Consider the following 14493-nt stretch of genomic DNA (forward strand, 5'->3'; position numbering starts at 1 on the left):
ATCTGCACAATGCGGACGGAAGGCACGCTTTTGTTGAAATGGTGAGAAAGTGCTCAGCCCTTCAGGCAGGCACGAATCAGCTCACGGAACAGCGGGTGTGCATGGTTGGGGCGGCTCTTGAATTCGGGATGATACTGCACCGCAACAAAGAAGGGATGCTCCGGAAGCTCCATGGCCTCCACCAGGCGGCCATCCGGAGAGGTGCCGGTGAAGCGCACGCCTGCTTCCTCCAGCATCGAACGGAAGGCGTTGCTCACCTCGTAACGATGGCGATGGCGCTCGTGAATCAGCTCAGCCCCGCTGTAAATGTCACGCATCCGGCTACCCTCTGCCAAAGCGCAGGGATATGCGCCCAGACGCATGGTGCCGCCCTTGGGCAGCTCGCCGGTCTGATCCGGCATCAGGTCGATTACGCACTGGTCATTTTCCGGGGTGAATTCCCGGCTGTTGGCCCGGGGCAGACCAGCCATATTCCGGGCCGCTTCGATCACCGCGATCTGCATGCCCAGGCAGATGCCCAGGTAGGGCAGAGAATGCTCCCGTGCATAGCGAGCAGCCAGAATCATGCCCTCAATGCCGCGCTGACCAAAGCCGCCGGGCACCAGAATGCCGTCCACACCGGCCAGCTGCTCGTTCAGATTGGCTTCACTCAGCTGCTCCGCATCCACCCAGCGAATGCTCACAGCCGCGCTGTTCTCGTAACCGCCGTGGCGTAGCGCCTCCACAACCGAGAGGTAAGCATCATGCAGCTCCACATACTTGCCCACCATGGCAATGGTCACCGAGCGGTTCAGCTCGTTGATGCGGGTGCACATCTGCCGCCACTCGGTCAGATCCGGCTCCGGCGCGGTAAAGCCGAAGCGACGGCAGACCAGCTCATCCAGCCGTGCACCGTGCAGCATCAGGGGCACATCGTACAGGCTGGGAAGGGTACGGTTTTCGATTACACAGTCCTGCTCCACGTTGCAGAATGCAGCGATCTTCTGCAGGATACCGTCCTCCAGGGGTTCGTCACAGCGGGCGATGATCACGTCCGGCATAATGCCCATACTCTGCAGCTCATGTACCGAATGCTGGGCGGGTTTGGTCTTATGCTCGCCGGAGCATTTCAGGTAGGGAACCAGCACCACATGCAAAAACAGGCAGTTTTCCCGGCCGACCTCCCGGCTGATCTGCCGGATGGCTTCCAGAAACGGCTGGCTCTCGATGTCGCCGATGGTACCGCCGATCTCGGTGATGACCACATCTGCCTTGGTGTATTCGCCCAGGCCGTAAACAAATTCCTTGATCTCGTTGGTTACGTGAGGAATGATCTGCACCGTGTGGCCCAGATATTCACCAGCCCGCTCCTTGTGCAGTACATTCCAGTAGACCCGGCCGCTGGTCAGGTTGGAGAGCTTGTTCAGATCCTCGTCGATGAAGCGCTCGTAGTGGCCCAAGTCCAGGTCGGTTTCCACACCGTCCTCGGTCACGAATACCTCACCGTGCTGGTAAGGGCTCATGGTACCCGGGTCCACATTTACATAAGGGTCCAGCTTCTGGGCTGCCACCTTCAAACCACGCTGCTTGAGCAGCCGGCCCAGACTGGCCGCGCTGATGCCCTTGCCCAGGCCGGAAACCACACCGCCGGTCACAAAAATATGCTTGCTTGCCATACTCCCAATATCCCCCTTGAAGATTGTGTCTGTTATAACAAAAAAGAAAAAGCGCCCATCCCGTGAAAGCGGATACTACCGCCTTGGGATGGACGCCTTTGTCCTAACATTTTATATATTATACGCATACGAAAAGGGAATGTCAATTCCAAAGGCTGCAAAACCATTTGGAAAAATATTTTCAAAAAATTCGAAAACAGGTGTTGACATTCTCTGAATCCGTGCTATAATAAAACATGTCGCTGAGGTGAACAGCCAAAGCGAAAAAAATATGCGGATGTGGCGGAATTGGCAGACGCGCTAGATTCAGGTTCTAGTGGTAGCGATACCGTGGGGGTTCAAGTCCCTTCATCCGCACCAGTTGAAACCCCTGTAAACTCAACGGTTTACAGGGGTTTTGCTATATATTCCTATTATGGAATTCCCCTGATGTGAAGGTTTTTTCTACCGCTTTTCTACCATCTTCTACCCTGATTCCTTATATTGCGCGGGAAGCTGGGAAGTAGATAATCTTTTCTACCGGAGCTTCTACCGGTGTTTGAGGCGGTGGATCATTCAGACTGTTTAATAATCCCCCCATGCTGCCAGCCATTTCTTTTTTGGTTTGATTGCTCACATGTGCGTAGATGTTCATGGTTGTGTGAATATCACAGTGCCCCAGAAACTCAGAGACGCACTTCATATTATAACCATCTGCCAGAAGTTTGGTGGCTGCTGAGTGCCTGAGATCGTGAAACCGAATCGGGGGAAGATCGTTGTCTGCCAAAAGTTTTTTGAAATTGCTGCTGATTGCTTCAACGGAGAAAACTCTTCCATCTGCCTGTCGGCATACAAAGTCGGATGGGTGATAATGAGCGCCTAAACTTTGCTGCTGCTGTTGCTGCCTATTATAGAGGTTCTGCAAGTATTGCTTAATCTCTGAACTCATAGGAAGCACACGGCAGCTTTTCTTTGTTTTGGTGCGCTCTTTGTAGACGGTGCCGCCTTTGCTGATAACGGCAGTTTTGGAAATGAGTATGGTTTCCTTTTCAAAATCGACCTGTGACCATGTAAGCCCGGCAACCTCGCTTCTTCTCAGTCCATAGGTACAGGCTAAAATAATCTCAGTTTCAATTTTGCTTTTCCGTGCTGCCTGAAAGAGCTGGGCAATCTGCTGTTCATCGTAGAAGTTCGGGATAAACTTCTTGCTCCCCCGAAGGATCACATCATGGGCGGGGTTATAGGGTATAATGTGATTCTTTCGGGCCTCTTCTAAAGCGCATGAGATATTGCTCAGATGCTTTTTGACGGTAACAGGGCTGAGGGTTTGCAGCTTATAATTACAATATGCCTGAATATGGGCGGTCTGAATCTTTCTCAGCTCTACGGGGTGTTCCAGGAAATAGGGTTGAAGGTGGGCACGGAAAATAATTTCATAGTTGGAATAGGTGTTAATCTCCAAATGAAGTTTGGCGTGCTCCAGCCACCGCTCCAAAACATCTACAAACGGTTCGTTTGGGCTAAATAAAAGATTGGCCCTCTCATACTCGTTTAGAATCTTTCGCATCTCTTCGGTGGCCCTTGCCTTGTTTCCTTTTACCGGCAATCCCGTGGCAATCCATTTTTGTTTGCGGTTTCCGTCTGTGTCTCTCAGTTGAAGTACCACATAATAATAATCATTTTTCTTCTGCAATCTGCCTGTCATATACAGCATCCTTTCCAATCACTGCGGCAAGTCTGCTTGCAAAAGAAACAGGTACAAATAAAGTATAACACCCCAATAATGAACATGCTATTACTTTTTCATCTGACGGTTAATGAAGTCCAATAAATCGGCTTTTGGGATCATGTATTCTCGCCCGATTTTGAAGCTTGGAATCTGCCCGGTTTTAAGCAGGTCATAAATAGCCCCCTTGTTCTTCGGGAAAATCTGCTGCAAATCTTTGGTGGTCAAAATCTCCGGATAGCTTTCAAACATATATAATACACTCCTTAAAATGCCTGGACTAAATCAGTTCGTTCAGATGAACTGAGACGAGGTTCTCTATTATGAAGGGTCGCGAACGGATGGGGATAACGAACAGGATCAAGGGCTACAAAGCTATTCAGGTATTCTTCCATCGTATACTCATGTATGCTACCATCTTTATGATAGTCCTTAATTGTGTGGATTCTGCGTAATAATGCGTTCCAGGTTTCTTTGTCGCTTGCTTGAACATTAGGGTATTGCTCGTACAGAGGAATATTGCTTATAATATAAACAGTAGTGAAACAGGCCACCTTGTTTGCATAGCGGCACCGTAGATCAAATGGATAGCCATCTAAGAGATTTAGCAGCTCAGAGATTTTTAGCTGGCTTCGGAACTCATCTAGTACAAGAACTTCTTGACCTGCATAGGAATCAAATGGGTGTTCATAGTCTGTCACCCGGTATACAGCTTCATATCCGTTTTCCTCCATGACGGTTCGTGTTTTTCCTGTGCCAGTGGCTCCTGATATATAAGTAATTTGGAGATGACGGAAGGTATTCTTATATTGTTCTCTGTGAATAGTTGCACGAGCACGGTCTATATCGGTTAGCCGGGTCATAAACATGGGACAGCGTTCCAGAATCTCATAGTTGGAAAGACCGTCTTTCACATAGTCGTAAAGCAGCGCCAAGTCACTTCGTTCCCCCTGCCTTTCTTTTGGCATCTCACCCCACTCAAAAAAGGTATCAGGAATAGAAGTGTCTTTCTTTGGATCATTTTCCCACTTTCCTTCTTTTTTAATGTAATCACGATTCTCTTGGGATGTGCCAATAGTGCGCTCAATATGAGCAGAAGGGAAACGCTTTTTCAAGGTGCTAAAACGGATAGGAACATCCGAGGCTAAATATGGGTAAACCTTGCCACGGCTACCTTGCCTGCCCTTGCACTGGGTGTTGATCCGGCCAGCAAGAACATTATGAAGCATAAGCCAGTAAAATCGGGCACTCTGTTTGAAAAAGATCTGGTACGCCGTGTTATTATACAAGGCATCTTTGTGGCGGCCATGACCACCTGCGCTTACTGGATCGGCGCAAGCATGGGCGGGCATGTGACCGGTCAGACAATGGCGTTCTGTGTACTGGCCTTCTCGCAGATGCTTCGCGCTTTTAATCAGCGCTCCAATACGGAGCCTATCTGGGTGCGGGCAGAAGGGATCAATCCTTGGTTGATCGTTTCCTTCGTGGTATCTGCTCTTCTGATGGCGTGCATTCTGCTTGTTCCTGCGCTGCAAAATGCGTTCCGGTTGACCTTGTTGGATGGCACACAGTGGCTAATCGTCATTGGGATGTCCCTTATGTCAATTCTACAAGTAGAAATTGTAAAGACCATTAAAAAGCATATTCATAAATAAGCAAAAAGGCGGAAGGGGCCCCTCCGCCTTTTTTGAAAGAGATAATTATCTGTATATATTACTGGAAGGCATACAGCATTGTTGCTGCCCTGGATGACTTCTACGCTTGCTATACGGTGGAGGAAGCAAGGAACGCCTTTGACTCTCTCTATTCCTGGATGCGCCGTTGCCGGTTGCAGCCAATGAAAGACGCTGCCACCACACTACGCAACCACAAGGAGAAGATACTGGCCTACTTCTACCACCGCATTACCAACGCTGTCTGTGAGGGTATTAACTCCATGATACAGGCAGCCAAACGGAAAGCCCGTGGCTTTAATACCTATGAGGGCTTTGCCTCGATGATTTACCTCGTTGCTGGTAAACTCCAACTCGCTGTCCCTAACCCTTTCTAAATACTCCTATCCACTAAAACGGGAGTAGAGCCTTTATTTGTATACTTTGTGCGGGAAAATAGCATTTATACCGGTTCGGTCGACATGGGGATTGTCCTTTTTCCATACATCCCCGGAAAATGCGATGCGAATCCTTACGGTGTAGATGGCTCATGGGACATAACGATAGAGCATCTATTAATTTCTGCTGCTGAAAAGAGATTTGTCAAGTTCTTTTTATTTTTCCTCTTTTGTGATAACACCATTATGTGAAAGCAAATAGATTATGAAAAAGCCGCCTAAGCCGGCTGCGATACATACTATTAACTCCCTCCAAGCGGGGATTCCAGGGAAAATACTGGCGACGGATCCAAGGATGAAGCCAAGGATGACCAAATATGTAAATCGCGGGTAGCGCATCATTGCTTTTTCTAATAACTTGGCTGTTAAAATAATACCAACGATACCTCCTAACAACATGGGAATCAGAAAAGACAGTTGAAATGTTTGAATGGCCGTTATTGTTTCGTCATACAACCCTAACAACAGCAGAAAATAAGATGCGCTGACACCGGGAAGAAGCAGTGCGATTGCGGCAATTGCTCCTGCGGCGAACAAACTCAAAAATCCTGATAATCCAGTTAATTGTCCAATATTTTCCGAACGGAACGGAAATACTGATATGCCGACAACAATCAGTACGCCAAGAGAAATATACGCAGGGACTCTCCATGAGAACGCATGAATTTTTGATTCGCGGATTATCATGGGAATTCCCCCAATCACTGCTCCTATAAAGAAATACATCGTCGGTTTCGGATATGTAGTTATTAAATAAGAGATCGGATTTGAAAGCAACGCCATTCCGACCATTGCCCCAATACAAAACACAAGCAGGAAGCAAAAGTTCCTGCTTTTTTCTGACGAAATGAGCTGACGGCGGAAATAAGAGAACTATAGATGCCAAGAATCATGGCCATTGAACCGCCGCTGACACCCGGAACCAACATCGTTCCGCCGACAATACACCCTTTCACAGCGATGGAAAAGTAGTTTTTCCAATGCCGCGTTATTCGCCGTGGTTCATTGGATATCCTCCTCAAAATGTTCCAAATTTTTAATCTGTCCAACGACATTGATCACATCACCTTCACGGAAGCAATATTCCGCCGCAAAATTCACATCTGTATGGCCGTCATGTTCAACGGCGATAATGTTTACTCCATAACGGCGGCGGATGTTCATATCCTGAATGGTCGTGCCAATCAGTTTTTGAGACACCTGGATACGGCGCACCTCAGCATTGCCGCTCAATGCGATAGAATCCAGAAAACTATTATACAGCAGTCCTTTGCCAAGCCGTATCGCCATATCTCTCTCAGGGTATACGACCGATGCTCCCAGTTGTTTGAGCGCTTCGCCATGAATAAAGCTTGTTGCCTTTGCTATGACATGTCCGACGCCCATTTTCAATACTGTCATGGTTGCAAGAATGCTGACATCAATTTGTTCTCCAATACATATGGCAACAACTTCACAGTTCTGAATCCCGGCCTCTTCAAGGGTCATTTGTTCCAGATTATCAACAACCAAAGCCATTTCCGTAAAGCGCCTGGCCTCTCGTACCCGCGTCTCGTCCTTATCGATAGCGATGACTTCTTTTCCCGCTGATGCAAGGCACTCCACCAGCGCCATACCAAAACGCCCCAACCCTATAATTCCGTAGGAATTTGCATTATTTTTCTTTTTCATTTTACACTTCTCCTTGTGTTATCCAATTGTGATAGATTCTTCCGTATAACGGATATTGGGCAAAGGACGATCTATCCAGAGCGTCAGCAAGGTAAACGCACCGACGCGTCCGGCAAACATCGTGAAAATTAACACCAGTTTGCTTGCCACACCGAGATCCGGCGTGATTCCAGTAGAAAGACCCACTGTACCAAACGCGGATACTTCTTCGAACATAAGCTGCACAAAACTGTATTCCGGCTCCAGCACACAGAGCAAAAACGTTCCGCCGCATACCAACAGCATGGAAAGCAGCGTAACGGTGCACGCCTTAGAGAACACTTCAAATGGGATACTGCGACGAAATGCGCCGATATGACGTTTGGTAAACAAGCTCCGTACATGCTGCACCAAAACAAAAAATGTACTTGTCTTGATACCACCGCCCGTAGAGCCAGGCGAGGCGCCAATAAACATCAGTACGATCAAGGTGAATAAGCCTGCATTGGTAAACTCGCCAATGGGATAGGTAGAAAATCCTGCCGTACGTGCAGATACGCTCTGAAAAAACGCACCCATCCATGTCACATTCTCGGTTGCCTTTAAAAGCAGCGTACCGCCCAAAAGCAGAGCAAGCGTTGTTGACAAGACCACTTTGGAATGAAGAGTCAATTTCCGGAAGGACCGTTTTTTCAATATGTCTAAAATTACAAGAAAACCCAGTCCGCCGAAAATGATCAGGCCACATGTAGTCAAGTTCAGCAGAACATTGCTTTGATATGGGATTAAATTTCTCAAGCCGCCCAGAATGTCAAAGCCGGAGTTGTTGAAGGCGGCGATGGAGTGGAAAATGCTGATCCAAAGCGCTTTCAGGACGGGGTAATCCTGCACAAATACGATGAAGCTCAAAATAACACCTGCCAGTTCAAAGCAGAAGGTCATGAGTAAAACCGCTTTAACAAGCCGGACAATGCCCTTGATCCCATCTATATTCAGGGCCTCTTTGACCAGGATCCGTCCTTTGATTCCGATATTTTTTCTCGCAGCCAAAATCAGTCCTACACCAATGGATGTAACGCCCAATCCGCCGATCTGGATCAGGGCAGCAACGACTACCTGACCAAAGAAGGTGAAGTGATCCGCAACGTCAATGGAAATCAAACCTGTCACGCAAACTGCACTGGTCGAGGTAAAAAGGGCGTCGACGAAATGTACCTTCGCATCATTTCGCACCGATACTGGCAGCATAAGTAAAAGTGCCCCAATCAATATCACCAGGGCAAACCCCATGGCAATTAATCGCCCTGGAGGTTGTTTTTTTATCTTCGCAAGCATATTTTTCTCCTCATCTGTTTTTCATAACAACGCTTTCCACAATATCTGCAATATGTTCACAGGTATCTGCACATTTTTCCAGATAGAGATAAATTTCCCGCCATACGAGAATATACAACGGATCGATGTTTGTTCCGTGCAGACGGTACATACAGGAGATGAACAGTTCGTCCGATTCTTCCTCCAGACTGTTAATTCGAACAATACATTCGTGGAGTTTCTTGGAATGTTTGAAATGTGGAAATTCTTCCATCAATAAGCAGATTTCCTCACAGCAGCGGATAAGTACATCTACCATCTGGAAAGCGTCTTCACGTATGTCAGAAATATGATTGTAATAGATTCGAATCAGAACATCTTCAATTTTGTCGGTAAGATCATCCATGTTCTGGCTAATCTGCACCAAGTCCTCCCGATCAATGGGCGTAATAAACGCTTTCACCAAGGTGTTTATCAATTCATGTCTTTTGCTGTCGCCAGCATGCTCAATCTTATGCATTTCGTCCAGCTTTTCTTTTAAAGCTGTCGCATCAAAGTGCTCCAGGGTGTCTCTTAAAAAATACGCGGCTCGTCGTGAGCAATCTGCACAGTCCATAAAATTCTGAAAATAAAAAGAATCTTGTTTTTTCGACATTGTTTCCACCTCATACTGGTTATTATATTAACGCAAATGCATTTATGCTTAAAAAACGTCAATAAAGATTTTCGCTACCACGAAACTGATCAATCCACACCCCGGAAAAGTGAAAATCCACGTAAGCACCATATCCTTCACAACACCAAGATTGATGGCGGAAAGCCTTTTTACAGCACCAACGCCCATGATCGCGCTGGTTTTTGTATGGGTGGTTGAAACCGGAATGCCAAACAGACTGGAGAGCAACAGGCAGAACGCTGCGGCAAGATCGGCAGAGAATCCCTGATATTTTTCCAGTTTTACCATGTCCATACCCACAGATTTGATGATTTTCTCTCCGCCTACGCTTGTCCCAAGAGCCATGATGATACTGCACAGCAGCATTAGCCAGACCGGGATGGTCATTCCAGTAACACTACTCTGGCCATTTGAAAAAGCGATCCCTAAAAACAAAACGCCGATAAACTTTTGACCATCCTGTGCACCGTGCATAAAACTCATAGCTGCAGCACCGAAAATTTGCGCTGCTTCAAAAAAACGATTGGTCGTTCGGCGATCCTTAGAACTGCATATCAGCGTAACCAGTTTGCACATGATCCAGCCGATAGCAAAACCCAGCACAAGGCTCAGTACCAAACCGTAGAGCACCTTGGACCACTCATCCATATTGATCCCGTCAGTTCCGTTTTGAATGGCCAGAGCCGCTCCGGTCAAGCCGGCAATCAGACTGTGACTCTCGCTGGTGGGAATTCCTAAACGGGAAGCACCTACGCTATACACCACAATGGAAAGCAGGGCGGCACACAAGGCAACGAGAGCGCTGTGCGTATCACCGCCAAAGTCAACCATGTTGCTTATGGTGGAGGCTACCGAGCTGTTCATCTGAGTCATAATTAAGACGCCAAGAAAATTAAATACCGCACTCATCAAAATGGCGCTGCGCACACGCATACATCGAGTCGTGATGCATGTTGCGATAGCGTTGGGCGCATCGGTCCAACCGTTTACAAAAATCACGCCCAATGTAAATAATACTGTGATGCATAAGATCGGACTTGATGAGACCCCTTCAAGAAATGCACTAAAAGAAAAATCCACAATTTCCCTCCTCAAATCATTGGCAAAAAAAGAAGGCAGACCCTTCTGTGAGAAGTTCTGCCTTCTGTGCTTAATCAAATATCAGCAACTAATTTTTGATTAAAAACATTTTGGAATAAATAGAGATGCAAAAAGCTCTCTATGACAGACTCCACCACTCATTCCAGTTTGTCATATTATCACAATATCTATATAATGTCAAGTGTGAGTGATCGCAGTCACTTCATTCTTTTTATCCGCTTCAAGATTTGCTCCATAGCGGCAATATTCTTGCGGCCTTTTCGTTGATATTTTACAGCTATTGAGTGTGCTGTACTACTTACCGGAATGTTGGTTGCGTTTTTGGTATCGATAATATCTATTCGTTTCCTTATGTCGTTCATCAAAAAACATAATTTCAGAATTTTGGGCTGGTATCGAATCGCTCTTGCCGCAGCTGCTGCGATATACTTTGGTTTTATTGAATGATGGGATGTAAATAATTATCAAGACAAATCAAATGTTATGGGGAAATCCCGTTAAGGTTTGTAGTGAACAGGAACGGTGGGTTACCGTTCCTGTTCGCTCTTTTTCTTTTGAAAAGTCTGCTGCTCCTTATGCGCCTGTCGCATCATTCTCCGTACTGCCTGCCGCTCCATATCCTCATGCAGCATACGGGAAATCGCCTTTTTGCTGTCAAACATCAAAAGCGGGCTGTACTTTTCGCCGTAAACCTGCTGTGCCCGGTTCTCCGCTTCCTGCTCCTTGCCGGGGCGGATGGCCTGTTTTGTTTTGTAGAGCTGCACCGGGTCGAAGCCCTGGGCCTGCTCCCGAAGCCCGGCATACTCGTTCAGGGCAGCGTCCAGCTCGGCAGAATATTTCTGCTCCTGTTCTTCCAACCGTTTCAGACTCTGCTCCATGGCTGCAATGTCTTTAGGAAACTTATCGGCGGCATCTTCCTCGGTATATGCCAGCGACGCCAGAAGCAGATTTTTCTCAGAACGCAATTCTTCCAAATCCTCTGTCAGTGCCGCAATTTTTGCGGCCAGCTCCCGGTGTCGGAATACATGGACAGCAGAGAGCGCCTTTTTCTCGGTAAGCAGGATGCGGCGCTCCTTCGTCTTATCTCGGATGTCCTTTGCCAGCTGATTGTACTGTGTGAGGGCAGGGCGCAGCGTATTCAGCGAAGTGTTCAGGCGTTCCTTGCCCTTGCGGAGATACCCCAGCTGATAGCAGAACAGAAGCAAATTTTTTCGCAGATTTTCCATGGCCTCGGCAAGCGCCGGGAGGGTATTTTTGACTGTTTGCGCCAGCTTTTTAACCTGTCCTCTCAGCTCCCGAAGCAGGGCATTGTCCGCCTTGATCTGCCGGTTCAGTTCACATCGGTCAGAGATAATACCTTTTTTCTCCATGGCTCTGGCAACCACACCCTCATGGAGCGTAGGCTGCTCCAGCAGCCCACGCTAGGCATGGCTGCGGTGGTCGATGCGTTCCTCATGTCCGGTGCGCTCCAGATGGCGGTTTGCCACATTTGCCCATGCAGCCCGCCACAGGACAAGCTGTTCAGCACTATTCCATCGTTCCGTGATGGGATTCTGCCTGCCATATTTGGTGCTTTTGGGGTACTTGGACACCCGTTCATAGCCCTGCGCCTGCGCTGCGGAAGGGGGCATATACACCTTCTTTTTGTCTACCTTATACTGGTACTGTTTCTCCCATCCATCGGCCTGTGCCTGCTTGAACTCAGCGGCAGTAAAGCCCCGTTCCTCGCCGTCTTTGACACAGAGATATTCTTTCTCGGGCTTGTACTGCCATTTTCCCTTTTCATCCAGCGGGCGCACCGTCAGCAGGATATGAGCATGGGGATTGTGTCCGGGAGGATACGGGTCATGGATGGCAGCATCGGCGCACATTCCGTCTGCAACAAACTGTTCCTTGATAAAATCTTGCAGGAGCTGGATTTGTTCCTCCCGGCTCAACTCTATGGGCAGTGCCGCCACAAATTCACGGGCGAGGCGACTGTCCTTTGCGGTTTCGGTTTCCTCCACAGCGTTCCACAGGGTTTCCCGATCCTGCCACTCTGCGGGAGCGGTGGCTGGCAGAAAAACCTGCCTCCACCCAAGTCCCTGTTTGCGTGTGTAGTCAAGCAGAACAGCCTGCGTCTGGAACAAAGCGGTGCTGCCGAGATTCAAGCTTCTCTGGACTCACCTGCTGCAAACAAAAAGATAACATGGAGCAGCACTCCCGATGGTGTTGTACAGATCACCCAGGACCCGGTGGATGGAACGAAAGCAATCGTGAAACCCTTGAAAGAGGGAAGCACTACGGTCACCGTTGCTGCGGAAGGCGGGCAGGAAATTGCTCTTTGCAGCATCACCATTAAGGCGGTAAAAAAAGAGACGGAAAACACCGCTGCGATATCGCATGGAAGCGGCGTGAGCGGCGCAGGAATTTGCGCCTTTTTCCGCAGTCGGAAAAGAAACAAAAAGTAGCCGATTTCTGTCCCCTGCAAAAAGCCGGAGGCAAACGGCTGCCTCAGTCAAAAAACAGGCGCTCCACCCGGTCAGATACACCGGGCAGAGCGCCTGTCTTTTTGTATTACTGTTCATCAACTTCCGCAGGCCGCAGCAGCTCCAGATGAATTTCTGCCTCCCGCAGAAGGGGGCAGTCCACCGGCTGAGGCGGCTGGGAAGAGGAGCTTTGCGCCGTGGGCAGCAGCTCCCATACGACGGCAAGGTCAGCGGCGGGGTCCCGGCGGCGTGCCTGCTCCAGAAGCTCCCGGAACACCGGGCCGGTGATGTGGCACTTCCAGGCCCGGGCAGTCAGCTGAAGCCAGTCGGTCTTACCCGGCAGCCACAGAGTCACCGGCTGATCGAACCAGAGTGCCCGTACCAGTGCGCGTCCGGCGGCGGTCCGTTCCTGGGCAAGGCCCAGTAAGAGTGTGGCGCCATTCTGGCTGGCCACCACGGGACAGGAAAATGACAGCGAACCCTCCAGATCCTGCGCCTGTGCCACCGCATTGTCCCATACAGGCAGGAGGGCAGCTGTTTCAGACGAAAGTGGGGTGAAAATCGGTAGTTCCATCCTCAATCACCCCTTTCCAGTTCACTGTCCGGGTGGTTCCCGCAGTGCTTATAGTCGTCATTTGTATTGTAAAGTCCATGCGCTTTACGGATGCTGTGCAGCCCTTCGGCCAGCCGCACATAGTATTCCAGCGGCGGCATGGGCCGGTAACCCAGCCGGGTGGCCCGGTGCGGGCGCCAGATGGTGCACAAAAAGTTCACTCCGTGGCTGGCGAAAAACTCACAGGCCTCAAAATTGGATTCCAGCGCGGCCTCCACATCGGAAAAGCCGTTCTTTGCGGCCAGCTCCACACCGGCAACAACCTGGGTGCACACCTTGCCGCGCCCGAATACCTCTACCGCGTCCAACGTGCGGCGAATCCATTCCTCATAGCCGACCCATTGCTCTTTGCCGGGGCAGAGCTCCTGAAACAGAGCCTTGCCCCAGACCTCGATGTTGGGCGCATAGGAGGTGATGCCGGTCTCGCGCCAGATGCGTTCCAGCTGCTGTTTGGGATAGGCAGGTGCCATCAACTGGCAGGGGAAGCGGCCGGTGAAGTTTTCCCCGATGGCCTGCAGGACCCGGATGTACCGGTCCACCTCACAGGAAAAGGGCGGTTCGCCGGAAAAATCCGATCCACCAGACAGACTGATCTCGGAAAAACGACCCGGCTCTTTGAGCGCCTCCTGAATGGTTTCCCGCACATCCTGGCAGTTCACCTCACCCCGGCTCTGTCCGCCGGTGAAAAAGGCACAGAAGCCACATTGGTGGCCGCCCTCCCAGAAGCGGCAGCGCTGGAAGGCGTTCAGAATCAGCTTCTGGCCGCGTACGTCTGCCACTGCGGCCATGGGAGTGCCGAGGCTGGTGATTTTGCCGTAAAATTCGGGCCGGGGCACAAAGTCGATCACATCGATCAGCGTGTTGCCCTCCTTCAGCAAAAACAGCCCGCCCTCCCAGTCGATCTGGTAGGGGTCCTCATAAGGGTCGCCGTAGTTGATGTAAACGAAGGTGCCGTCCCGCAGCAGAATCGGTCCGGGCACGGCAGTACAGGCCTTGCGGCCGGAAAAACGGATGTCAAAGGCAGTGTCGCTGGAAAAGGCGTAAATGGAGCCTTGAATTTTCTCCAGCGCGGCGGGGGTGAGCACTGCCCCGTAACGGATCATGCTCAGCTTCAGCAGCACAAAAGGGGAAAAGTTTGGGTAGCGGGCCGCCTGCAGCTGGGCCAGCTCCGCTTGTTTTGTATGATTCATTGCATTGCTCC

Annotated in this window: 16 protein-coding genes, 1 tRNA gene and 1 pseudogene; 5 read left to right on the forward strand and 13 right to left on the reverse strand. The window is 49.5% G+C overall.

Going from position 1 to position 14493, the window contains the following annotated elements:
* Positions 1–53 precede the first annotated feature (53 nt).
* The gene (locus ACESYO_RS03380) at positions 54–1655 is read right to left on the reverse strand and encodes a CTP synthase (RefSeq protein ID WP_270913206.1); all 1602 of its coding nucleotides are present in this window, start codon (positions 1653–1655) and stop codon (positions 54–56) included.
* A 273-nt stretch (positions 1656–1928) separates the two neighbouring features.
* On the opposite strand from ACESYO_RS03380, the gene ACESYO_RS03385 reads away from it, so the two are divergent.
* Positions 1929–2015, forward strand: a tRNA-Leu gene (locus ACESYO_RS03385).
* A 118-nt stretch (positions 2016–2133) separates the two neighbouring features.
* Here ACESYO_RS03385 and ACESYO_RS03390 read toward each other — a convergent pair.
* The 3 genes from ACESYO_RS03390 to ACESYO_RS03400 form a co-directional block, all read right to left on the reverse strand.
* Complete coding sequence (locus ACESYO_RS03390; protein ID WP_058962891.1) at positions 2134–3339, reverse strand: tyrosine-type recombinase/integrase; 1206 nt, start codon at positions 3337–3339, stop codon at positions 2134–2136.
* Positions 3340–3429: 90 nt separating this feature from the next.
* Positions 3430–3612: a helix-turn-helix domain-containing protein gene (locus ACESYO_RS03395; protein ID WP_058962892.1), complete on the reverse strand. Its 183-nt coding sequence runs from the start codon at positions 3610–3612 to the stop codon at positions 3430–3432.
* Positions 3613–3626: 14 nt separating this feature from the next.
* A complete protein-coding gene (locus tag ACESYO_RS03400) occupies positions 3627–4589 on the reverse strand; it encodes a P-loop NTPase family protein (protein WP_082669479.1) in 963 nt (320 codons plus the stop codon).
* On the opposite strand from ACESYO_RS03400, the gene ACESYO_RS16455 reads away from it, so the two are divergent.
* The gene (locus ACESYO_RS16455) at positions 4536–5015 is read left to right on the forward strand and encodes a cation-translocating P-type ATPase C-terminal domain-containing protein (RefSeq protein WP_341439441.1); all 480 of its coding nucleotides are present in this window, start codon (positions 4536–4538) and stop codon (positions 5013–5015) included. The two genes, ACESYO_RS03400 and ACESYO_RS16455, sit on opposite strands and share 54 nt — an antisense overlap.
* Before the next feature lie 32 nt (positions 5016–5047).
* Positions 5048–5410 (forward strand): transposase, encoded by a 363-nt coding sequence (locus ACESYO_RS03410; protein WP_058962894.1) that lies wholly within the window; start codon positions 5048–5050, stop codon positions 5408–5410.
* A 216-nt stretch (positions 5411–5626) separates the two neighbouring features.
* On the opposite strand, the pseudogene ACESYO_RS03415 reads toward ACESYO_RS03410, so the two are convergent.
* The 5 genes and pseudogenes from ACESYO_RS03415 to ACESYO_RS03435 all read right to left on the reverse strand — a co-directional run bounded on the left by ACESYO_RS03415 (position 5627) and on the right by ACESYO_RS03435 (position 10190).
* Positions 5627–6525: pseudogene (locus ACESYO_RS03415) on the reverse strand (DUF368 domain-containing protein).
* Positions 6473–7141: a potassium channel family protein gene (locus tag ACESYO_RS03420; protein WP_058962896.1), complete on the reverse strand. Its 669-nt coding sequence runs from the start codon at positions 7139–7141 to the stop codon at positions 6473–6475. The pseudogene ACESYO_RS03415 and the gene ACESYO_RS03420 overlap by 53 nt, the downstream one beginning before the upstream one ends.
* Positions 7142–7159: 18 nt before the next feature.
* Positions 7160–8455: a TrkH family potassium uptake protein gene (locus tag ACESYO_RS03425; RefSeq protein WP_373209566.1), complete on the reverse strand. Its 1296-nt coding sequence runs from the start codon at positions 8453–8455 to the stop codon at positions 7160–7162.
* Positions 8456–8465: 10 nt separating this feature from the next.
* Positions 8466–9089: a DUF47 domain-containing protein gene (locus ACESYO_RS03430; RefSeq protein WP_058962898.1), complete on the reverse strand. Its 624-nt coding sequence runs from the start codon at positions 9087–9089 to the stop codon at positions 8466–8468.
* A 48-nt stretch (positions 9090–9137) separates the two neighbouring features.
* Positions 9138–10190, reverse strand: coding sequence for an inorganic phosphate transporter (locus ACESYO_RS03435; protein WP_058962899.1), 1053 nt, complete (start codon positions 10188–10190; stop codon positions 9138–9140).
* Between the two features lie 300 nt (positions 10191–10490).
* Here ACESYO_RS03435 and ACESYO_RS03440 point away from each other — a divergent pair, with 300 nt between their 5' ends.
* On the forward strand, positions 10491–10658 hold the full coding sequence (locus ACESYO_RS03440) for an undecaprenyl-diphosphate phosphatase (RefSeq protein ID WP_278317604.1): 168 nt from the start codon (positions 10491–10493) through the stop codon (positions 10656–10658).
* An 80-nt stretch (positions 10659–10738) separates the two neighbouring features.
* Here ACESYO_RS03440 and ACESYO_RS16460 read toward each other — a convergent pair whose 3' ends face one another.
* Together ACESYO_RS16460 and ACESYO_RS16465 are read right to left on the reverse strand one after the other, a co-directional pair.
* Positions 10739–11581, reverse strand: coding sequence for a hypothetical protein (locus ACESYO_RS16460; protein ID WP_443983739.1), 843 nt, complete (start codon positions 11579–11581; stop codon positions 10739–10741).
* A 51-nt stretch (positions 11582–11632) separates the two neighbouring features.
* A complete protein-coding gene (locus tag ACESYO_RS16465) occupies positions 11633–12361 on the reverse strand; it encodes a MobA/MobL family protein (protein ID WP_443983748.1) in 729 nt (242 codons plus the stop codon).
* A gap of 105 nt (positions 12362–12466) precedes the next feature.
* Here ACESYO_RS16465 and ACESYO_RS03450 point away from each other — a divergent pair, with 105 nt between their 5' ends.
* Entirely contained in the window at positions 12467–12661 is a 195-nt protein-coding gene (locus ACESYO_RS03450; protein ID WP_132587330.1) for a hypothetical protein, read from the forward strand.
* A gap of 106 nt (positions 12662–12767) precedes the next feature.
* Here ACESYO_RS03450 and ACESYO_RS03455 read toward each other — a convergent pair whose 3' ends face one another.
* Positions 12768–13253, reverse strand: coding sequence for a hypothetical protein (locus tag ACESYO_RS03455; protein WP_058962901.1), 486 nt, complete (start codon positions 13251–13253; stop codon positions 12768–12770).
* 2 nt (positions 13254–13255) lie between these two features.
* Entirely contained in the window at positions 13256–14482 is a 1227-nt protein-coding gene (locus ACESYO_RS03460) for a radical SAM protein (RefSeq protein WP_058962902.1), read from the reverse strand.
* Between the last annotated feature and the right edge of the window lie 11 nt (positions 14483–14493).

It is taken from the genome of Allofournierella massiliensis (assembly GCF_964241245.1).
In the GTDB taxonomy this organism is placed as follows: domain Bacteria; phylum Bacillota; class Clostridia; order Oscillospirales; family Ruminococcaceae; genus Allofournierella; species Allofournierella massiliensis.